Here is an 18,825-nt window from a genome sequence, read left to right on the forward strand (position 1 = left end):
TCCTCCTTGACCGCCTCCTAGGATTGTGCATTACCTTAAAACTATGAACGTCATACACAGTAGCTCATTCACAGATGCCATCCACGCCCGCGGGTTAACCAAGTCGTTCGGGAGCACGCGGGTGCTGGCCGGGGTGGACCTGACGGTGCCGGTGGGCACGCTGCTGGCCCTGCTCGGGCCGAACGGCTCGGGCAAGACCACCACGGTCCGCATCCTGACCACGCTGCTCGCGCCGGATGCCGGCACCGCCTCGGTGGGCGGCCACGACGTCACCCGTGAGGGCGTCGCCGTGCGCCGGGCGATCGGGCTGACCGCCCAGCAGGCCACCGTGGACGACCTGCTCACCGGGCGGGAGAACCTGGAGCTGTTCGCCGGGCTCCACCAGCTGGGCAGGCGGCAGGCCCGGCGCCAGGCGGGCGAACTGCTGGAGCGCTTCCACCTCACCGCCGCCGCCGGCCGCCGGGTCGCGACCTACTCCGGCGGGATGCGGCGCCGCCTCGACCTGGCGGCGAGCATGGTGTCGGCGCCACGCATCCTGTTCCTGGACGAGCCCACCACCGGGCTCGACCCGCGCAGCCGGGCCGAGCTGTGGTCGGTGATCCGCGAGCTGCTCGCCTCCGGCACGACGATCCTGCTGACCACGCAGTACCTGGAGGAGGCCGACCAGCTCGCCGACCGCATCGCGGTGATCGACGGCGGGCGCGTGGTGGCCGACGACTCCCCGGCGGCGCTGAAGCGCCAGGTCGGCTCCGAACGCCTGATGCTACGCCTGGCGCACGCGCAGGACGTGGCCCGCGCCGGTGCCGCGCTCGGCGACGCGGGGGCCCACCTCGACGTGGACGCCCGGCAGGTCGTCCTGGCCGTGCGGGGGCCCGACCACCTGCGCCGCGCGCTGGACCTGCTGCACCGGGCCGGCATCGAGGTCGAGCACGTCGAGCTGCGCACTCCGACGCTGGACGACGTCTTCTTCGAGCTCACGGCGGCCGCCGCGTGACCGCCGCCCTGCGCCTCCTCATCGGCCGCAGCCTCCGCCACGAGCTGCGCACGCCCGACAGCCTCATCGTGAACACCGCCCTGCCGGTGATCATCATGGTCCTGTTCGTGTACGTCTTCGGCGGCGCGATCAGCACCGGTTCGAGCGGGCTGGCCTACATCGACTTCGTGGTCCCCGCCGTGCTGCTCATGTCCGGCGGGTACGGCGCCGCGCTGACCGCCGTGAACATCGCCGACGACATGACCGGCGGCATGATCGACCGCTTCCGCACGCTGCCCATCAGCGGCTGGGCCGTCCCCGCCGGGCACGTGGTGGCCTCGGTGATCCGCAACGTGGGCTCGTCGGCCATCGCGCTGGCCGCCGCGATCCTGCTGGGCTTCCGCCCGTACGCGAGTCTCGTGGACTGGCTGCTGGTGCTGGCCCTGGTGACGGGTTACGTGCTGGCGATGTCCGCCCTGGCGGTGCTGTGGGGGCTGCTGGTCAACTCGACGCAGGCGGCCGGGGCGTTCAGCTTCATCGTGCTCTTCCTGCCGTACCTGTCGGACGGGGTCGTACCGGCGGAGACCATGCCGGGCGCGCTGCGCGCCTTCGCCGAGCACCAACCGGCCACACCGATCGTGGACGCCCTCCGTGCCCTGCTGCTGGACCAGCCGATGGGCTCCTCCGGGGTGGTGGCGGCCGGCTGGCTCGGGGGTGCGGTGCTGATCGCCCTGCCGACCGCGGCCCTCCTGTTCCGCCGCAAAACCCGCTCGTGACGCCCGTCCCGGCGGCCGTTCCCGTCATATGCCCCATGGCGGTCGCCTGACCCTCCCAGCGGCGGCCGGGGCGCGGCGTACGAGCCGGAACCGGGACCGGCGCCGCAGACAACCCACCACCACCGGGAAGCCACACGGGCGGCCGGCACCGCGTCCTCCTCGGGAGCCGTTCCGGACGGCGGTCCGCGAGCGCTCGCTCCCGAGCGGAGACCCGCGGGCGTTCGCTCCGGAGCCATTCCTGGGCGGCGATCCGCGGGCGTTCACTCCGGAGCCGTTCCGGACGGCGATGCGCGGGGGTTCGCTCCGAAGCCGTTCCGGGGGTGGCGATCCGCGAGCGTTCGCTCCTGAGCCACTCCGGGGCGGCGATCCGCAGGCGTTCGCTACGAAGCCGTCCCGGACTGAGACCCGCGAGCGTCGTGAATTACGGGGCCAGTCCGGAGAGCGCCGCATCGACGACCCGTTCGGCCAGGTCGGCGGCCAGTTCCCCTTCGGGACCCCACTTGGTGTGCCACAGCATGGCACCCGAGAGCAATGCCATACCCATGTCGACGTCCAGGTCGGCGCGGAGCTCGCCGGAGGCGATGCCGCGCTCGATCACGGCCCGCAACGCCGCTCTCCGGGGCTCGACGGCGCGCTTCATGAAGCGCTCCATCAGCCGCGGATAGCGGTCGGCCTCGCTCATCGCGATGTTCATCACGCACCGGGACCGGGGCTGACCCGCCTCCGCGCGCATCACGTCGAGCAGGACGATCAGGTCGTCGCGCACGGAGGTGCCCCTGAGACGTGGCATGGGCGCCTTCAGCGTGGCGAGCGCGTCGACGACCAGGTCCTCCTTGTTGGACCAGCGCCGGTAGATCGTGGTCTTGCCCACGCCCGCCTTCGACGCGATCGCCTCGATGGACAGCTCCGAGACGCCCATGCCCTCGCCGATCAGGTCGAGGGTCGCCTCGATGATCGCCCGTTCGGCCTTCTCGCTGCGCGGACGGCCCGCCGGGCGGGCAGTCCCTGTTTCCTGGATCGTCATCGCGGCCTCACACTACCGCTGGTTCCTTCTTTTCCACGTGCTTGGCCGGGCGCGCCTTTCCTGGCATCCAGGTCATGACCACCGCGGCGCCGATGAGCGCGATCACGGCCGACACGAGCGCCGTGACGTGCATGCCGTCGATGAAGGCGTTGAACGCGGGCTGGATCAGTGCCTGGCCCTTCTCGCCGAGCGCCTGGGCCACACCCATCGTGCCCACGATCGACTCACCGGCCGCGTGCTGCGCCTCGGGGGGCAGTCCGGCCAGCGCGGGTCCCATCTCCCCACGATAGCTGGAGGACAGCACCGAGCCGAGCACGGCGACGCCGAGCGCACCGGCCACCTGCCGGACGGTGTTGCTCATGGCCGAGCCGACACCGGCCTTCTCCCTGGGCAGCGACTCCATGATCGCGGTCGTGGCGGGCGGCATGATGTTGGCCATCGCGGCGCCCTGGACGAAGAAGACGATCTCGATCAGCAGGATCGGCGTGTTCTGGTCCATGAGCGCGTAGCTGGCCAGCGCCGCGGTCACCACGATCATGCTGACGGAGGCCGACAGCTTGGCGCCGAACCGCTGGTTCACCCGCTGGCTGAGCGGCGCGAAGATGAGCTGCGCCGCGGCGAACGGGATCATCAGCGCCCCCGCCTCCACCGGCGTGAAGCCCAGCACGACCTGCAGGTAGAAGGTCAGGAAGAACATCCCGCCCATCATCGCGAAGAACATGATGCCCATCATTCCGATGGCCGAGCTGAAGCGGACGTTGGTGAAGCTGCGCACGTCGAAGATCGGGTGGTCGATGCGCTGCTCCCACCAGACGAACACGCCCAGCACCGCCAGCCCGAACAGCGTCGGCACCAGCACCTCGGCGCTCGCCACGGTGGCCAGCTCGCCGCCGCGGATGATGCCGTACACGACGGCCACCAGTCCAATGATCGACAGCAGCACGCCGACCGGGTCCAGCCTGGACGGCTTGGGGTCCCGCGACTCGGGCACGAAGCTGGCGATGAGGATCATGCTGATCACTACGATCGGCACGTTGATCAGGAACACCGAGCCCCACCAGAAGTGCTCGATGAGCAGCCCGCCGGTGATGGGGCCGATGGCCACCGCGAGCCCCACACCGCCGGCCCACACGCCGATCGCCTTGCCACGCTCCGAGGGAGGAAAGACGTTGGAGATGATGGCCAGGGTGGCCGGCATGATCGCCGCACCGCCGATGCCCATCGCCGCCCGCGCGAAGATCAGCTGCATCGGATCCTGCGAGTAGGCACTGGCCAGCGAGGCCAGGCCGAACAGCGCCATGCCGATGAACAACATCCGCTTGCGCCCGGTCCGGTCACCGATCACGCCGAAGGTGAACAGCAACCCGGCGAACACGAGCGTGTAGGAGTTGATCGCCCACTCCAGCTCGCTCTGCGTCGCCCCCAGACCGATGGTCTTGTCGGCGATGGTCTTCATCGCCACGTTGAGGATCGTGTTGTCCAGCACAACCGCCAACAGGCTGAACACCAGCACGCCGAGGATTCCCCAGCGACGTGGATGTCCCGCGTTCGGGTCCATGAAACCATCCTTAATTTCGATACGTCAGAGTTTCGCAACGACACCGTATCGCAAGATATTCCGATACGCAACGGTCCCGTTTCGTAAACCCTAGGTAAACACTCCCCACCCCCAACCGCCCACTCCCAACGTGCCGCCCCTCAACCGCCCACCCACCCACCACACCGAACCCCCACCCCTCGGCCGCCCCACCGCCCAGCACCCCACCTGACCACCTAGTCCCGCCTCAACCCGCCGAACCCAGCCCAACCCCGCCTCAACCCGCTCCAACCCGCTCCAACCCGCCCAACCCCGCCTCACGACTCGCTACCGCCCATCACCCAGGCCGTAGGCACCCGGGGCCCGCTCCCACAACGCGGCCGTAGCTCCGAGCGTCCAGACACGCTCCACACCACCGCCCAGGCGCTCGCCCGCTCGCAACCCACCCCAACAGCGGCCCGCCAAAGGCCGCCTTCGTCTCCTCGGCCCGGACTACGCTCGATCGCACGTCCACGCCCTGGAAGCTCGTGTATCGGGCCCGGCCTGCACCCCTCACAAACCTCCCACAACCTGGGCACACCCTGCCGAAACCCGCCATCGACGGCACCCCACACCCGACCGCACGCTCAGCCGGACCCCTGTGCACCAGCGAGGACAGCTGCGCACCAATGAGGACGACTGTGCACAGACAAGGACGGGCTGCGTGACATGCGTCTCCAAGCGGCAGGGCAAACTGCGCCAAACCCAGGACCATCGCCCCAGCTTCCAGCCTCAGGCATTTAACCCAGGGCCCTCGAACCGGAGCGCTCAATCCAAGGCACCTCAACCCACGCCACTCAACCCAAGGCACTCACCCAAGGCGCCTCAACACACGCCACTCAACCCAGGGCACTCACCCAGGCCGCCTCAACCCACGCCGCTCACCCCATCGCGCTCAATCCAAGGCACCTCAACACACGCCACTCAACCCAGGGCACTCAATCCAAGGCGCCTCAACCCACGCCGCTCACCCCAAGGCACTCACCCCAAGGCACCTCAACCCACGCCGCTCACCCCGAGCCGCCCTCCCAAGGCCGGTCAGGCCCCCGGCAGTCAACCCAGGGCCGCCCTCAACCACGGACCTCTGCTCAGGACCCGCCCTCGACGAGCGCCCATCCTCGGCCCAGGACCCGCCTGCCAGCCAGCCCAGGCCCGTCCTAGCCCGGAGCCGTCGTCCCCGATGTCCAACCTCGGGCGTTCACTCCCGGGTTGGCGAGGCCGTTTGCGGTTGGGCCGGGACGGCTGCCGCCACCTCCACCCCCAGCTCCTCCTGCACCGAAGCCCTCTCCCCTTGCACCGAAGACCCCTCCTCCATCGATGCCGGAGGAGAGGCAGGAACCTCAGGGCGGCGGCGCCAGAACGGCAGGCCCAGTGCCACCATGGCCGCTCCCACCAGACCGGCCACCGCGAACGCCCACCCCGGCCCGTGGCCGTCGATGATCGCTCCGGCGATGGGGGCCGAGGCGGCGCCACCGATCAGCAACGCCGTGCCGTGAAAGCCCATCGCCTCACCGCGGGCTCTGGCGGGCACCCACCGGGTGACCACGTCGACCGTGGCCGACAGGGCCGGCGCGCAGAGCAGACCCGCGGGCAGCAGCGCCAGGATCATCCAGCGCCAGTCGCCCACGGCCAGACCCACGGGGACGGTCAGCAGGCCCATGCCGGCGATGAGCCCGAGGGGCGACAGGCCGCGGGACATGCCGCCGTACAGGAAGCCGCCGACGAGGGAGTAGAGGCACCAGACGGCCACGGCGAGGCCGACCCACTGCTCGTCGCCCGTCCGGTTGACGGTGGCGACCAGCGACAGCTCGCTCGCGGTGAGCACGAACGTGGCCGCCGCCGTCGTCCCCAGCAGCGCCACGAACGCTGGGGTGAGCCACTGCCGCCTGGGCACCCGTACGCTTTCCTCCCCCATCTCGTCGGGCGCCCGGGTGGGCGCGTTGAGCACGATCAGCCCCATGCCTCCCAGCACCAGCCCGACCCCGATGATCGCCATCGTCGCCTGGCCGCCCAGCATCGTGATCCCCGCCACCGCCAGTGCCGGACCCACCATGTAGGACAGCTCGACCAGCATCGAGTCCAGCGCGAACCCGATGCGCCGCTGAGGCACCGGCACCACGGCTGCCAGACACTGCCTGGTCACGCTGAACACCGGCAACGCCAGCAGCCCCGCCGCCGCCGTAGCCGCGACCAGCGCGGGGAACGGCAGCGCCCACGCGCACGACCAGAACACCGCCTGCGCCAGGGTGGTGACGGCGACCACCGGCCGCAGGCCGTATCTGTCGACGAGCCTGCCCGACAGCGGCGAGCCGATCGCCGTCCCGATGGTGGTGGCCATGGTGATCAGTCCGGCCTTGCCGTAGCCCAGCTTCATCACCTCTGCCACATAGAGCGTCAGTGCCATGCCGGTGGCCACGGAGGGGATGCGCGCCAGCATCCCCACCAGCAATAACGTGGGGACGCCGGGGATTTTGAGCAGTTGTCGATAAGGGGTGATCGCCATGGGTTCCGTTACCTCCACGGTGATTCTGGCAAGCGGCACCGACAGTTTTGCAACTGGGTTTCACGTGTAATGATCGGAGATGTCCGGGGACGCCGCTGGGGCGCCTCGAGATGTTTCTGGAGGGTTCATATGTCCTCTTCAACCACGTTGTACGGCGGCGCCTCAGGCCGCAGAGTCACTGTCCGGGATCTCATGGCCGCCAAGGAGCGCGGAGAGCGATGGCCCATGGTCACCGCCTACGACGCGATGACGGCGGGCGTGTTCGACCGGGCGGGGATTCCGGTCCTGCTGGTGGGCGACTCGGCGGCGATGGTCGTCTACGGCCACGACTCCACGCTCCCGGTCACGGTCGACGACCTGCTGCCTCTCACGGCGGCCGTCGTACGAGGGTCGTCACGGGCGATGGTGGTCGCGGATCTGCCGTTCGGGTCGTACCAGTCCTCGCCGCAGCAGGCGCTGGAGTCGGCGGCCCGCTTCATGAAGGAGGCGGGTGCGCACGCCGTCAAGCTGGAGGGCGGGCACCGTGTGCTGCCGCAGGTCGAGGCCCTGGTCTCGGCGGGCGTACCGGTCATGGCGCACCTCGGCCTGACCCCGCAGTCGGTCAACGTCCTGGGCGGTTACCGCGTGCAGGGGCGGGGCCAGTCGGGCGAAGAGCTCATGGCGGACGCCAAGGACCTGGAGCGGGCCGGGGCGTTCTCGCTCGTGCTGGAGTGCGTTCCCGCCGACCTGGCGCAGCGGGTGACGACGTCGCTGGCGATCCCGACGATCGGCATCGGCGCGGGTGCGGCCACGGACGCGCAGGTGCTGGTGTGGCAGGACCTGATGGGGCTCACGCCGCGCCCGGCCCGGTTCGTCAAGCGCTATTCGGACCTGGCCACGGAGATGGACCGTGCGATCCGCGCTTTCGCCGACGACGTGACGTCCGGAGCCTTCCCGGCCCAGGAACACACCTACACCTGAGGCCGGCCGGCTGCGGACGCTCTCACTCCGTGGTGGCCAGGGAGTCCCGTGGTGACCGTGCCGGCCAAGTAACCCCGCCCAACGGCCGCTCCTGGCCCGGTGCGCCTCCCAGGCAAGCAGGGCAACGGCGCGGGAACCGGACCTCGCTGTGTCAGAGCGACCCCAACCGCGCGGGCTCCCCAGCTGGGCTGGGCTCCTAACCGTGCGGGCTCCCAACTGCGCGGGCTACCAGGCGGGCTCCCAACCGGGCAAGCTCCCAGCTGGGCGGGCACTCATCCGGGCGGGCGCCCAGCTGCGCGGGCTCCCCAGCTGGGCGGGCCCCAACCGCGGACTCCTAACAGCGCGGGCTCCCAACCGGGCAAGCTCGCAGCTGGGCGGGCACTCACCGAGCGGGCGCCCAGCTGCGCGGGCCCCCAACCCGGCGGGCTCGGTAGCAGGCTCAGCTGGGCAAGCTGGAACCACGGGCTCCTGTGAGCCCCCAGCCAAGCGGGCTCAGCTGGGTGGGCTCGGGTGGGGGGTCAGGTGGTCAGGGTGGCGGGGTCGGTGTTGGAGCCGCACACCACCACCGCCACCCGCTCGCCCTCCTCCGGCCGGTACGCCCCCGACAACAGGGCGGCATACGCGGCCGCGCCGGCGTGCTCGGCCGCCACCCGGTGCCGCGCCCACAACGTACGCCGGGCCGCCACGATCGCCTCGTCGCTCACCAGCACGCTCTGCACGCGCGGCCCGGAAAGGATCTCGAAGGCCAGGCTGCCGAGCTTGGTGGCCCCCAGGGCGTCGGCCGCCACCCCGCCGACCTCGACCGGCACCGGCTCCCCCGCCCGCAACGCCTCGTGCAGGGTCGGGATCCGCTCGGGCTCCACCGCCACGATCCGCGGCCCCGCCCCGAAAGCCCCACCCGCTGAGGTCCCTGACGCATAGGCCCCAGACGGGGAGACGCCAGGCGCGGAAGCCCCAGACGCGGAAGCCCCAGACGCAGAAGCCCCAGACGCGGAGACACCAAAGGAGGAAGCATCAGGTGAGGAGGAGCTGGACGGAGAGAGCGTCCCCAGTGTGATCCCCGCGGCGAAGCCGCCCCCGCCCACGGCCACCACCACCGTGTCCACGTCCTCGACCTGCGCCACCACCTCCAGCCCCGTGGTGCCCTGACCGGCCACCACCTCGGCCTGGTCGTAGGCGTGCACCGACAGCGCCCCGGTCTCGGCGGCGCGCTTGGCGGCGGCCTCGGCGGCCTCCGAGTAGATGGCCCCGGTCTGGGTGATGTGCGCGCCGAGCGCCTCAAGCCCGGCGACCTTCACCGGGCTCGTCACCTCGGGCACGAAGATCTCGGCCCGCACCCCCAGCTCCCGCGCCGCGTAGGCCACCGCCAGCCCATGGTTGCCCCCGCTGGCCGCGATCACCCCGCTGGGCGGCAACGGCCCGGCCGACAACATCCGGTTGAACGCCCCGCGCACCTTGAAGGACCCCGAGTGCTGGAGCAGCTCCAGTTTCAGGAACAACCCCGCGGAGACTTCGAGCACCGGAGTCCGGAGCACGAGCCCGTCGATCCGCCCGGCGGCGGCCAGCACATCCTCATGGGTGACGGTGGTCACGGCTATCCCCTCGATCGTCGGAGGGAAAAGAGCATACGCGCCCGCTACGACAGTGCCTGGGCCACGTCGGCCCACAGGTCCTCGGGGTTCTCGATGCCCACGGCGACGCGTACGGTGCCCTCGCCGATGCCACTGCGCGCCAGCTCCTCGGGGCTGAGCGAACGGTGGGACGTGGTGGCCGGGTGCAGCACGAGCGTCTCGACACCGCCCAGCGAAGGGGCGAGGAGCGCGAGGCGTACGGCGGCCATGAACTTCTCCCCCGCCGCCCGCCCGCCGACCAGGTCGAACGAGAACACCCCGCCGAACCCGGACAGCACCCGCCCGGCCAGCTCGTACGACGGATGCGATGCCATCCCCGGCCAGTGCACCGCCGACACGGCGGGGTGCTCCGCGAGCCGGGAGGTCAGATATGCGGCGTTGGAGCAGTGGCGTTCCATCCGCAACGCCAGCGTCTGGATCCCGCGCAGGGTCAGCCACGACGCGAACGGCTCGGCCGTCGTCCCCAGCGCCACCCCGTGATGCCACACCTTCCGGTAGAGCTCGTCGTCGGCGAAGACGGCGATCCCGCCCACCACGTCGGTGTGCCCGGCCAGGTATTTCGTCGTGGAGTGCACGACGATGTCCGCCCCGTACTCGATCGGGCGGCACAACAGCGGCGTGGCGAACGTGTTGTCCACCACCGACAGGATCCCCAGCTCACGGGCCACCGCGCACATCCCGGGCAGATCGGCCACCAGGGTCACCGGGTTGCTGATCGTCTCCAGGTAGACGAGCACGGTCTCCGGCCGTACGGCGGCGCGCAGGGCGGCGGGGTCGTTCTCCGCCACGTACGTCACGGTGATCCCCAACCGGTCCACCAGGTCCTTGATCGACGCGGCCGTCCCGCCGTACAGGGAGCGCTGGGCGACCAGATGGTCACCCGGCTTGAGCAGGGAGAGCAGGACGGTGTTGATCGCCCCCATGCCGGAGCCGGTGGCGTGGGCGGCGACACCGCCTTCGAGCCCGGCCACGGCCATCTCCAGCGAGCGCACGGTGGGGTTGCTGTAGCGCCCGTAGACGTACGCGCTGTCGGGTGCTCCCATGGCGTCGGCCATCAGGACGGGATCGTCGAAGACGAATCCGGAGGTCTGGTAAATCGGCATGGTGATCGGACGGCTGCCCTCGACCATCGGCTGCGGCAGGTGCACGGTGCGGGTATCAGGACGAAGTTCGCTCATGGCACCAGAATCTATGCGGAAGCCCGTTCATGTCAGAGCCAATGCGGGATAATTGGTCCATGAATGGGGCCAATCCCGATGACCTGGTCGATCTGCTGGGCCGCTGGGCGTCCGGGCGCGGGCCGCTCTACCTGCTGCTCGCGGCCAGGCTCCGGGCGCTGATCGACGACGGCCTGCTGCACCCGGACGAGCCGCTCCCGCCGGACCGGGTGCTGGCCAGGCGGCTGGCGGTGGGCCGGGGCACCGTGGTCGCCGCGTACGACCTGCTGCAACAGGACGGCCGGGTGGTGCGCCGCCAGGGCAGCGGCACCAGGGTCGCCCCGCTCGACCCGCCCGCGGCCAGGTCGGCGACCGGCGTGATGGTCAACCCGCTGCTGCTGCACATCCTGCATCCGCCGGACGACGTGCAGCTCCTGACGTGCGCCGCGCCGCCCGACCCGCCGGCCGCGCTGTCCGAGGCGTACGTGGAGGCGGGCGCGCGGCTGGCGGGCGCGCGTGACATGGGCTACCAGCTCGCCGGCAACCCGGAGCTGCGGGCCGAGTTGGCCGCCTACTACACCAGGCGCGGCCTGCCGACGACGGCCGAGGAGATCATCGTCACGACGGGCGCGCAGCAGGCGCTCACGCTGCTGACCGGGCTGCTGGTGGCGCCGGGCGACACGGTGCTGACCGAGGTGCCGACGTATCCGGGGGCGCTGGAGGTGTTCAGGCACGCGGCCGCCGTCATCCGCCCGGTGGTCCAGGACGAGGCCGCGTCCGCCATGCGCGAACGCCCCGCGCTGACCTACTTCGTACCCACCGCCCGCAACCCCGACGGCGCCGTGATGAGCGACCAGGCCCGCCGGCGGCTGGCCACGCTCGCCGCTGAGCACGACGTTCCGCTGGTCGACGACGAGGTGCACGCCGAGTTGTGCTTCTCGGGCGAGCGGCCGCCGCCGCTGGCCGTGTTCGCGCGGGGCGAGCAGGTCATCACCGTCGGCTCGCTGTCCAAGCTGGTCTGGGGCGGGCTGCGGGTGGGCTGGATCCGCGCGGCGGCGCCGCTGGTGTCCCGGCTGGCCCGGCTGCGGGCCGTACACGACCTCGGGGGCGAGGTCGTCAGCCAGCTCGCCGCCGCCGCGCTGCTGCGCCGCCTGGACGACATCCGCCAGGAACGGGTGCGGAAGCTGCGCCGCCGCCACGACCACCTGTGCGCGGAGCTGCGCGCGCGGCTCCCGTCCTGGTCGTTCGAGCCGGCCCGGGGCGGCCAGACCATCTGGGTACGCCTCCCGCGCGGCGACGCCGACTCCTTCAGCCAGGTGGCGCTCAGGCACGGCGTCGCGGTGCCGCCGGGGCGGTCGTTCGACCCGCTGGGCGGGCACGCCACCCACCTGCGGCTGCACTTCCTCTTCCCGGAGGACGAGCTCTCCCGGGCGGTGGGCGACCTGGCCGCGGCCTGGGCCGCCTACGACGGAGCCGGTGGCACCGTTTCCCGCCGTACCCTCGTCGTCTGACAGGGTGGGATCATGGAGACGACCTTCGTGCTCGTACACAGTCCCCTGGTCGGGCCGTCGACCTGGGTTCCCGTGGCGGAGTCGCTGGAGCGCCGGGGCCACGCGGCGGTGGTGCCCGACGTGACCCGCGTGACGGCGGGCGGGCCGCCCTACTGGCCACGGGTGGTGCAGGCCGTGCGCGACGTCACCCCCGACACCCCGGTCGTGCTCGCCGGGCACAGCAACGCCGGACTGTTCCTGCCGCTGATCAAGGAGGGGCTGGGCGGCCGGGTGGTGGCGTGCGTGTTCACCGACGCGCGCATTCCGCCGCGCGCCGGCCTGATCAAGCTCGGGGAGGGGTCGACCGTGCCCTTTCTGCACGACCTGGCCGGTCCCGACGGGGTGCTGCCGCGCTGGACGGACTGGTGGGACGAGGAGGAGGTGGTGGCCCTGCTGCCCGATCCCGCCGTCCGCGTGCGGGTCGCCGCCGAGCAGCCGCGCCTGCCGCTCGACTACTACACCCAGCCCGTGCCCGTGCCCGCCGGATGGGACGACATCAGGTGCTCATACCTGTGGTACGGCCCCCCGTACGACAAGTTCGCCGAGGAGGCGGCCGGACGGGGCTGGCCGGTGACCCGCCTGCCCGGCAGGCACCTGCACCAGGTCGTCGACCCGGAAGGCGTCGCGGACGCGCTGCTCAAGCTGTCACGGGTGCGCCCCTGACCGGATGCCGCCCGCTCAGATGTCGGTGATCCGCAACCCCGCGTGCGCCTTGTAGCGGCGGTTGATCGAGATGAGGTTGGCGGTGAACGCCTCGATCTGGTGGGCGTTGCGCAGCCGGCCGCCATAGACCCCCCGCACGCCGGGGATGACCTCGGCCAGCGCCTGCACGATGCCGACGGCCTCGCGGTCGTCACCGAGCACCAGCACGTCAAGGTCCACCTTGTGCACCGCCGGGTCCATCAGCAGGACGGCCGACACGTGGTGGAAGGCCGCCACCACCGTGCTGTCCGGCAGCACCTCCGCGGCCTGCTGCGCGGCGCTGCCCTCGGCCACCGGCAGCGCGTAGGCGCCCTGCTTGTCGAAACCCAGCGGGTTGACGCAGTCGATGACGATCTTCCCGGCCAGCTCGGCCCGCAGGGACTCCAGCAGCGCCCGGTGCCCTTCGTACGGCACCGCCACGATCACGACGTCGGCCTCGGTGGCGACGGCGGCGTTCTCGCCCCCGGCCGCCCCGGCCCCGATGGAGTCGGCGGCGTCCTGGGCGCGCCGGGCGCTGCGCGAGCCGATCAGCACCCGGTGACCCGCCAGCGCGAACCGCCGCGCCAGCCCCTTCCCCTGGTCTCCGGTGCCGCCGAGGATCGCGATGGAAAGCCCGCTCACATCAGTCATAACCAGATCATGTCAGCCCGCCGGGCCCGGGGAGCAGCCGGGCCCGGCGCGGCCGGTCAGCAGTTGCCGAACGCCGGCAACCCGTACACCCGCAGCGCCAGCCACTCGACGGCCAGCGGCCCGCCTTCGACGGCTCCTGTGACGTGGTCGGGCGCGGGCAGCGCGGTCCAGCGCACGTTCACGCCCGCCCGGCAGTACTCCGACCGCAGCGTGGACCCGACCGCGAGGGGAATGATCTGGTCCCCCCGCCCGTGGTACAGGAACATCGGCACCCGCGGCGCGACGGCCCCCAGCCGGTTCTCGGCCAGGCGGGCCAGCCACTTCGGCTGGTTCAGCAGGTCGACCGGGCTCAGGTCGGAGAAGCTCAGCCCGGCCAGCTTGCCGAGGTCGTCCACGCAGTCGTCGGCGGCGTCGGCGAGCAGGGCCCGGCCCCGGTCGTTGAGGTCGGCCGACAGGTCGAGCTCGGGGTAGGCGGCGTCCAGCCCCACCCCGGCCGCGGCGGCCAATCCAAAGTCGGCGCCGCCGTCCAGGTGGTCGGCGACGGCGTGCAGGTCGGCCGGCACGCCTCCGGCGGCGACGCCCCTGAGCCGGAGCTCGGGCGCGTACGCGGGCTGCAGCTGGGCGGCCCAGGCGGCCGACGCGCCGCCCTGGGAGTAGCCCATCACGGCCACGGGCGCCCGGGTGGACAGCCCGGCGCCGGACACGCGGGTCGCGGCCCTGATCGAGTCGAGCACGGCGTGCCCCTGCGAGATCCCGGCCATGTACGTGTGCGGCCCCGGCGTCCCGAGCCCCTCGTAGTCGGTCACGGCCACCGCGAACCCCTTGAGCAGGAACAGGCTCACCAGCGCGAGCTCGGCCTCGCGGCCCTGGCTCATGCTGACCGAGGGGGCGCACTGGTCGCCGAGGCCGTGGGTGCCGGTGGCGTACCCGACGATCGGGCGCGGGCCGAGCGGGTAGCTCCCCTTGGGCACCAGCAGCGTGCCGGAGACCGTGTTGGGCGCGCCGGTGGCGGAGGTGGACCGGTAGAGCAGGTGCCAGGCGTTGACGGGCACCTCCAGCAGCCTGCCCGGCAGGAGGTAGACGGTGGTGGGCTGGGCGGAGACCACGTCCCCCGAGGCCGCGGCGTGGGCCGGGGCCGCGACGAGGGACATGATCGATAACAGGATCGCGGACATGCTGACGCGGACACGTAGCTTCATGAGCCGCCCTTCTCCCTGAGGATCACATACTGGGACGGCGGCGCCGCGAGCCGATCGTTACCCGAGGGTAACTCCATGTCAAGGCCCGAAATGACGGGAAAACACAGCCTGTGTCAACCCATCACTCCCGAATCAGCCACCCCGCGGTGCCCGGTCAGGCACCATGGGGTCATGGACTCGGGATCGGTGGCCTTCCTCCGCGAACTCCTGGCGGAAACCGGCTGGCTGGAGCGCACCCGCGAGCTGGGCCTGGCCCTGCGCGCCACCCGTTCGCCGGGTGGCCTGCTGGTGGTGGGCACGCCGGACGAGGAGCCCTGGCACGTGACCGCGCATCTCAGCGACGAGGCCAGGCTGTCAGGACTGCCGCAGCTCGCGCCGACCCTGGTGCGCTGGTCACCGCCCCCGGGCGCGCCCGCCCACCTGAGCGTCGGGCTCGACCGCCTGGAGCAGGCGGCCCGCGGCGAGACGCTGTTCGTGCTGACGGAGCAGCGGGCACCGGTCCCGCTGCTCGAACGCGTCGACGACGCCCGCCGCACCGGGGCGACCATCCTGGCGATCGAGGGCGGCGACCCGGAGCTGGCCGGGCTGGCGCACGACGCGATCGCGGTGCCGCTGGACGGGCTGGTGACGTTCGACGGCGCCCAGCACCTGGTGAGCGCGGCGGCCGGCGAGGTGGAGCAGCGCACCCGCCTCCGCGACCGTCTGGCCCGCCTGCTGGACAAGGTCAGCGGCCCCCAGATGACCGACTGACGACCCGCCCGGCATCCCCGGCCGCGTCACTCCTGGGGGGACGGGCCGAGACGGACGCGCAGCGTCGACTCCAACGCCGCCGTGGCCTCCTCGATCGCGCGGATCACCACGGCCTGCACCGGGTCCGGCTCGCCCGACCGGGTACGGCCGACCCGCGTGACGGCGTCCAGCCTGCGCTCGCCCACCTCGCGCAGTTCGCTCACCCGCACCTCGCCCGCGGGCACGTCCAGCAGGGCCAGCGTGGGCACGATCGCCACCCCGTGCCCGGCGGCCACCAGCGCGAGCGCGGACTCGAAGTCCGAGATGACGTGCGACTTGCGCGGCTCGAACCCGTGCAGCCCGGCCAGCCGCTCCAGGGCCTGACCGGTCGCCTGGGTCGGCTCCCCGGCCACCCACGGCAGTCGCGCCAGGTCCGCGACCGTACGGGGCGGGTCCGGCAGGTCGGGGGGCAGCACGATGCGGTACTCGTCCACGTACAGCAGCCGCGTGCTCAGCGACGGCTGCGGGAGCGTGGGCAGGCCCATGTCCTGCTCGGTGATGAGCAGGTCCACCGAGCCCAGGCGCAGCTCCCGCAGCGCGGGTTGCCCGTAGACCTCGTGGATGACCGGGACGATCTTCGGATGGCAGGCGGCGAGCTCGCGTATGGCGGGCACCAGCACGTGCCTGATGACCGTGGGGAAGGCGGCGATGCGCACCGGCCCGGCCAGCCGCTCGGTGAACCGGGTGAGCTCCCGCCGCGCCTCCGTCAGCTCCTCCTCGACCCGTTCGGCGTAGCCGGCCAGCACCCGCCCGGCCGGCGTGAGGGAGACGCTGCGCTGGGAGCGGTCGATGAGGGCGAGACCGACCTCGCGCTCCAGCTGGGCGAGCTGCTGGGAGACCGCGGAGGGGGTCAGGTGGAGTGCCTCGGCGGCCCGTATCACACCGCCACGGCGGGCGACCTCGTGCAGGACACGCAGCCGCCGAGGATCAATGTCCATACAGGTCAGCTTACGCCTTGCTTAATGAAGCTTTACTTGTGCTATACATCCAAATTCCCCCAGCATCCCCGCCCCCCGGCTGGGCGTCCACCTGAGCAGGGAGGACTCCCGCGAGGTGTACGCGCCGGGCACGGAGTTCCACATCGGCATGATCACCCTGGCCTCCAACACCGGCACCTACGTGGATACGCCCTACCACCGCTACGCCGACGGCCGGGACTTGTCACGAACGCCCCTGACCAGCCTCGTCGACCTCCCCGGCCTGGTCATCCGGGCAACCCGGCAGGCCGCCGCCGGGGACGGGCGGGCGGTGACGATCGACCGGACCCACGGCGTACGCGGGCGGGCCGTACTGATCCACACCGGCTGGGACCGCCACTTCGGCACCGACGCCTACGCGCACGGCCACCCCTACCTCGCGCCCGAGTCGGCGGCGTGGCTGGCAGAACAGGGCGCGGCGCTGGTGGGCATCGACTCCCTGAACATCGACGACACCCCGGCGCACGGGGAACGCCCCGCGCACACCGTCCTGCTCCGGGCGGGCATCCCCCTGGTGGAACACCTGACCGGCCTGGCCGCGCTGCCCGACGACGGCTTCCGCTTCCACGCCGCGCCACCGCCGTTCGCCGGCCTGGGCACGTTTCCCGTCAGGGCCTACGCCATCGTGCCCTGACAGGCCACCACCGGTGGACCGCCGACCGGCTTGCGCGGCCGCGCCCGCTAGTCGTCGTCCTTGTCCGCCTCGTCCCAGGCCTTGTTGCGTTCGGCGGCGCGGCGCAGGGCGCCCGCCGCCTCCTCCTCGGACACGTAGGGACCCATCCGATCCTTGTTGGGGCAGCCCGCGTCGGGCTCGACCCGCATGTGCTTGAGACAGAACCACCACTGGCCTTCGCTCACGTGGTCAATTCTGCCCCGTAGACTCAGGTTTCATGACGACACTGCTCCAGCCCGGGCGAGTCTCGCCCATGCGAAAGGTTCCCGCCCACATCGAGCGGCCGGAGTACGTCGGCAAGAAGCGCCCCAGGACCGGCGAGTCCGACGTGAAATCCCCGGAGACCATCGAGCGCATGCGGGTGGCGGGCAGGATCGCCGCGCAGGCGCTGGAGGAGGTCGGCAGGCACATCCGGCCGGGCGTCACCACCGACGAGCTCGACCGGATCGGCCACGAGTTCCTCATCGACCACGGCGCCTATCCGAGCACGCTCGGCTACAAGGGCTATCCGAAGTCGCTGTGCACCTCGATCAACGAGGTCATCTGCCACGGCATCCCCGACGACACCGTGGTGCGCGACGGCGACATCATCAACATCGACATCACCGCCTACATCGGCGGCGTGCACGGCGACACCGACGCGACCTACCTGGTGGGCACGGTGGACGAGGAGTCGCGGCTGCTGGTGGAGCGCACGCGCGAGGCGATGATGCGCGCGATCAAGGCCGTCGCGCCGGGCCGCCAGCTCAACGTGGTGGGCCGGGTCATCGAGGCCTACGCCAAGCGCTTCGGCTACGGGGTGGTGCGCGACTTCACCGGTCACGGCATCGGCACGACCTTCCACTCCGGCCTCATGGTGCCCCACTACGACGACCCGTCGCTGCGGGTGGAGCTGGTGCCCGGCATGACGTTCACGATCGAGCCGATGCTGACGCTGGGCACGATCGACTACGACATCTGGCCCGACAAGTGGACGGCCGTGACCAAGGACCGCAAGCGTACGGCCCAGTTCGAGCACACGATCCTGGTGACGGACACGGGCAGCGAGATCCTCACCCTCCCCTGAGCGCCCCGGACCGCGCAGCGCCGCCCGGGGCGACGACACCCCCGGGGCGGCACCGCACAGGTCACCGGCGCGTGGGGACCGTCCCCGTCACCGTCGTGCCCTCTCCCAGCACACTGCTGACCGACAGGCTGCCGCCGATCTCCGCGAAGGCCGCCCGCATCCGGGCGATCCCCCGCCCCGCGCGCGTCAGGGTGAACCCCTGGCCGTTGTCACTGATGGTCATCCGCAGCCCGCTCCGGCCGACGGTGACGGCCACGGACACGGTCCGGGCCCTGCTGTGCTTCTCGACGTTGGACAGCGCCTCGCGCATCGTCGTCATGACGCCGCTGGAAACGGGCGACGGCACGTCCGTGGCGGGCAGCGCCCAGGTCTCGACGGCGATCCCCGTCTGCTCCGACCACTCGGCCAGACAGCCCTCGAGCGCTTCGGCCAGGCTCTGCCCCCCGCGCATCCGCGTCTCTTCCGACAATGGTTCTCGCCTTCCTTGGCACCCGGGCAGACACCGGCCCCAACTCCGGCACTCCCATCGAGCGGTGCGAGCCCTCCCCTCAGAGGCTGCGCACGCTAGCTGATGGGGTTATACCCGTCTCCCCTGGGAGAAAGGCTACCCGGCGTGTCCAGAGACTTGTAGTCGGAAGA

The 18,825-nt window shown here is 71.6% G+C and carries 18 protein-coding genes; 8 read left to right on the forward strand and 10 right to left on the reverse strand.

From position 1 onward, the window contains the following. Positions 1 to 43: 43 nt before the first annotated feature. Both BLS95_RS20435 and BLS95_RS20440 read left to right on the forward strand, forming a co-directional pair. Positions 44 to 994 carry an ATP-binding cassette domain-containing protein gene (locus tag BLS95_RS20435; protein ID WP_090933564.1) on the forward strand — a complete coding sequence of 317 codons (951 nt, stop codon included), beginning with the start codon at positions 44 to 46 and terminating at the stop codon, positions 992 to 994. Further along, entirely contained in the window at positions 991 to 1,749 is a 759-nt protein-coding gene (locus BLS95_RS20440) for an ABC transporter permease (RefSeq protein WP_090933566.1), read from the forward strand. Before BLS95_RS20435 ends, BLS95_RS20440 begins: the two co-directional genes overlap by 4 nt. Before the next feature lie 421 nt (positions 1,750 to 2,170). On the opposite strand, the gene BLS95_RS20445 is transcribed toward BLS95_RS20440, so the two are convergent. The 3 genes from BLS95_RS20445 to BLS95_RS20455 all read right to left on the reverse strand — a co-directional run bounded on the left by BLS95_RS20445 (position 2,171) and on the right by BLS95_RS20455 (position 6,852). Beyond that, positions 2,171 to 2,773, reverse strand: coding sequence for a TetR/AcrR family transcriptional regulator (locus BLS95_RS20445; RefSeq protein WP_090933568.1), 603 nt, complete (start codon positions 2,771 to 2,773; stop codon positions 2,171 to 2,173). A 7-nt stretch (positions 2,774 to 2,780) separates the two neighbouring features. Further along, on the reverse strand, positions 2,781 to 4,331 hold the full coding sequence (locus BLS95_RS20450) for an MFS transporter (protein ID WP_090933571.1): 1,551 nt from the start codon (positions 4,329 to 4,331) through the stop codon (positions 2,781 to 2,783). A gap of 1,216 nt (positions 4,332 to 5,547) precedes the next feature. Next, positions 5,548 to 6,852 carry an MFS transporter gene (locus BLS95_RS20455; protein WP_090933573.1) on the reverse strand — a complete coding sequence of 435 codons (1,305 nt, stop codon included), beginning with the start codon at positions 6,850 to 6,852 and terminating at the stop codon, positions 5,548 to 5,550. Between the two features lie 129 nt (positions 6,853 to 6,981). Between BLS95_RS20455 and panB the strand changes: the two genes are divergently transcribed. Beyond that, positions 6,982 to 7,812: a 3-methyl-2-oxobutanoate hydroxymethyltransferase gene (panB, locus tag BLS95_RS20460; RefSeq protein ID WP_090933575.1), complete on the forward strand. Its 831-nt coding sequence runs from the start codon at positions 6,982 to 6,984 to the stop codon at positions 7,810 to 7,812. A gap of 518 nt (positions 7,813 to 8,330) precedes the next feature. Here panB and BLS95_RS20465 read toward each other — a convergent pair. Next, on the reverse strand, positions 8,331 to 9,404 hold the full coding sequence (locus tag BLS95_RS20465) for a pyridoxal-phosphate dependent enzyme (protein ID WP_245765181.1): 1,074 nt from the start codon (positions 9,402 to 9,404) through the stop codon (positions 8,331 to 8,333). A 44-nt stretch (positions 9,405 to 9,448) separates the two neighbouring features. Then, positions 9,449 to 10,621 (reverse strand): trans-sulfuration enzyme family protein, encoded by a 1,173-nt coding sequence (locus tag BLS95_RS20470; protein ID WP_090933578.1) that lies wholly within the window; start codon positions 10,619 to 10,621, stop codon positions 9,449 to 9,451. A 59-nt stretch (positions 10,622 to 10,680) separates the two neighbouring features. On the opposite strand from BLS95_RS20470, the gene BLS95_RS20475 reads away from it, so the two are divergent. Then, positions 10,681 to 12,111 carry an aminotransferase-like domain-containing protein gene (locus BLS95_RS20475; protein ID WP_090933580.1) on the forward strand — a complete coding sequence of 477 codons (1,431 nt, stop codon included), beginning with the start codon at positions 10,681 to 10,683 and terminating at the stop codon, positions 12,109 to 12,111. A gap of 12 nt (positions 12,112 to 12,123) precedes the next feature. Then, positions 12,124 to 12,813, forward strand: a complete 690-nt coding sequence (locus tag BLS95_RS20480) for an alpha/beta hydrolase (RefSeq protein WP_090933582.1) — start codon at positions 12,124 to 12,126, stop codon at positions 12,811 to 12,813. Between the two features lie 15 nt (positions 12,814 to 12,828). Here BLS95_RS20480 and npdG read toward each other — a convergent pair whose 3' ends face one another. Both npdG and BLS95_RS20490 read right to left on the reverse strand, forming a co-directional pair. Next, entirely contained in the window at positions 12,829 to 13,482 is a 654-nt protein-coding gene (gene npdG / locus BLS95_RS20485) for an NADPH-dependent F420 reductase (protein ID WP_090933584.1), read from the reverse strand. A gap of 56 nt (positions 13,483 to 13,538) precedes the next feature. Continuing rightward, positions 13,539 to 14,681, reverse strand: coding sequence for a lipase family protein (locus BLS95_RS20490; RefSeq protein WP_090933586.1), 1,143 nt, complete (start codon positions 14,679 to 14,681; stop codon positions 13,539 to 13,541). A 171-nt stretch (positions 14,682 to 14,852) separates the two neighbouring features. On the opposite strand from BLS95_RS20490, the gene BLS95_RS20495 reads away from it, so the two are divergent. Continuing rightward, the gene (locus BLS95_RS20495) at positions 14,853 to 15,431 is read left to right on the forward strand and encodes a hypothetical protein (protein WP_090933588.1); all 579 of its coding nucleotides are present in this window, start codon (positions 14,853 to 14,855) and stop codon (positions 15,429 to 15,431) included. A gap of 26 nt (positions 15,432 to 15,457) precedes the next feature. On the opposite strand, the gene BLS95_RS20500 is transcribed toward BLS95_RS20495, so the two are convergent. Beyond that, on the reverse strand, positions 15,458 to 16,408 hold the full coding sequence (locus BLS95_RS20500; protein ID WP_090933590.1) for a LysR family transcriptional regulator: 951 nt from the start codon (positions 16,406 to 16,408) through the stop codon (positions 15,458 to 15,460). 43 nt (positions 16,409 to 16,451) lie between these two features. Here BLS95_RS20500 and BLS95_RS20505 point away from each other — a divergent pair, with 43 nt between their 5' ends. Beyond that, complete coding sequence (locus BLS95_RS20505; protein WP_090933592.1) at positions 16,452 to 17,081, forward strand: cyclase family protein; 630 nt, start codon at positions 16,452 to 16,454, stop codon at positions 17,079 to 17,081. 47 nt (positions 17,082 to 17,128) lie between these two features. Here BLS95_RS20505 and BLS95_RS55780 read toward each other — a convergent pair whose 3' ends face one another. Then, positions 17,129 to 17,305 carry a hypothetical protein gene (locus BLS95_RS55780; RefSeq protein WP_176993289.1) on the reverse strand — a complete coding sequence of 59 codons (177 nt, stop codon included), beginning with the start codon at positions 17,303 to 17,305 and terminating at the stop codon, positions 17,129 to 17,131. Positions 17,306 to 17,337: 32 nt separating this feature from the next. On the opposite strand from BLS95_RS55780, the gene map reads away from it, so the two are divergent. Continuing rightward, entirely contained in the window at positions 17,338 to 18,186 is an 849-nt protein-coding gene (gene map / locus BLS95_RS20510; RefSeq protein ID WP_090933594.1) for a type I methionyl aminopeptidase, read from the forward strand. Between the two features lie 61 nt (positions 18,187 to 18,247). On the opposite strand, the gene BLS95_RS20515 is transcribed toward map, so the two are convergent. Continuing rightward, positions 18,248 to 18,637 (reverse strand): sensor histidine kinase, encoded by a 390-nt coding sequence (locus tag BLS95_RS20515; protein WP_090933596.1) that lies wholly within the window; start codon positions 18,635 to 18,637, stop codon positions 18,248 to 18,250. Positions 18,638 to 18,825: the final 188 nt, after the last annotated feature.

The sequence above is a fragment of the Nonomuraea jiangxiensis genome (genome assembly GCF_900099965.1).
Classification (GTDB): Bacteria; Actinomycetota; Actinomycetes; order Streptosporangiales; family Streptosporangiaceae; genus Nonomuraea; species Nonomuraea jiangxiensis.

Bases quoted from the DNA above. Each gene is read 5' to 3' on its own strand.
- BLS95_RS20435 (WP_090933564.1), top strand. From the start codon at position 44: ATGAACGTCATACACAGTAGCTCATTCACAGATGCCATCCACGCCCGC.
- BLS95_RS20445 (WP_090933568.1), bottom strand. From the start codon at position 2,773: ATGACGATCCAGGAAACAGGGACTGCCCGCCCGGCGGGCCGTCCGCGC.
- BLS95_RS20450 (WP_090933571.1), bottom strand. From the start codon at position 4,331: ATGGACCCGAACGCGGGACATCCACGTCGCTGGGGAATCCTCGGCGTG.
- BLS95_RS20455 (WP_090933573.1), bottom strand. From the start codon at position 6,852: ATGGCGATCACCCCTTATCGACAACTGCTCAAAATCCCCGGCGTCCCC.
- panB (WP_090933575.1), top strand. From the start codon at position 6,982: ATGTCCTCTTCAACCACGTTGTACGGCGGCGCCTCAGGCCGCAGAGTC.
- BLS95_RS20470 (WP_090933578.1), bottom strand. From the start codon at position 10,621: ATGAGCGAACTTCGTCCTGATACCCGCACCGTGCACCTGCCGCAGCCG.
- BLS95_RS20475 (WP_090933580.1), top strand. From the start codon at position 10,681: ATGAATGGGGCCAATCCCGATGACCTGGTCGATCTGCTGGGCCGCTGG.
- BLS95_RS20480 (WP_090933582.1), top strand. From the start codon at position 12,124: ATGGAGACGACCTTCGTGCTCGTACACAGTCCCCTGGTCGGGCCGTCG.
- npdG (WP_090933584.1), bottom strand. From the start codon at position 13,482: ATGACTGATGTGAGCGGGCTTTCCATCGCGATCCTCGGCGGCACCGGA.
- BLS95_RS20490 (WP_090933586.1), bottom strand. From the start codon at position 14,681: ATGAAGCTACGTGTCCGCGTCAGCATGTCCGCGATCCTGTTATCGATC.
- BLS95_RS20495 (WP_090933588.1), top strand. From the start codon at position 14,853: ATGGACTCGGGATCGGTGGCCTTCCTCCGCGAACTCCTGGCGGAAACC.
- BLS95_RS20500 (WP_090933590.1), bottom strand. From the start codon at position 16,408: ATGGACATTGATCCTCGGCGGCTGCGTGTCCTGCACGAGGTCGCCCGC.
- map (WP_090933594.1), top strand. From the start codon at position 17,338: ATGACGACACTGCTCCAGCCCGGGCGAGTCTCGCCCATGCGAAAGGTT.
- BLS95_RS20515 (WP_090933596.1), bottom strand. From the start codon at position 18,637: ATGCGCGGGGGGCAGAGCCTGGCCGAAGCGCTCGAGGGCTGTCTGGCC.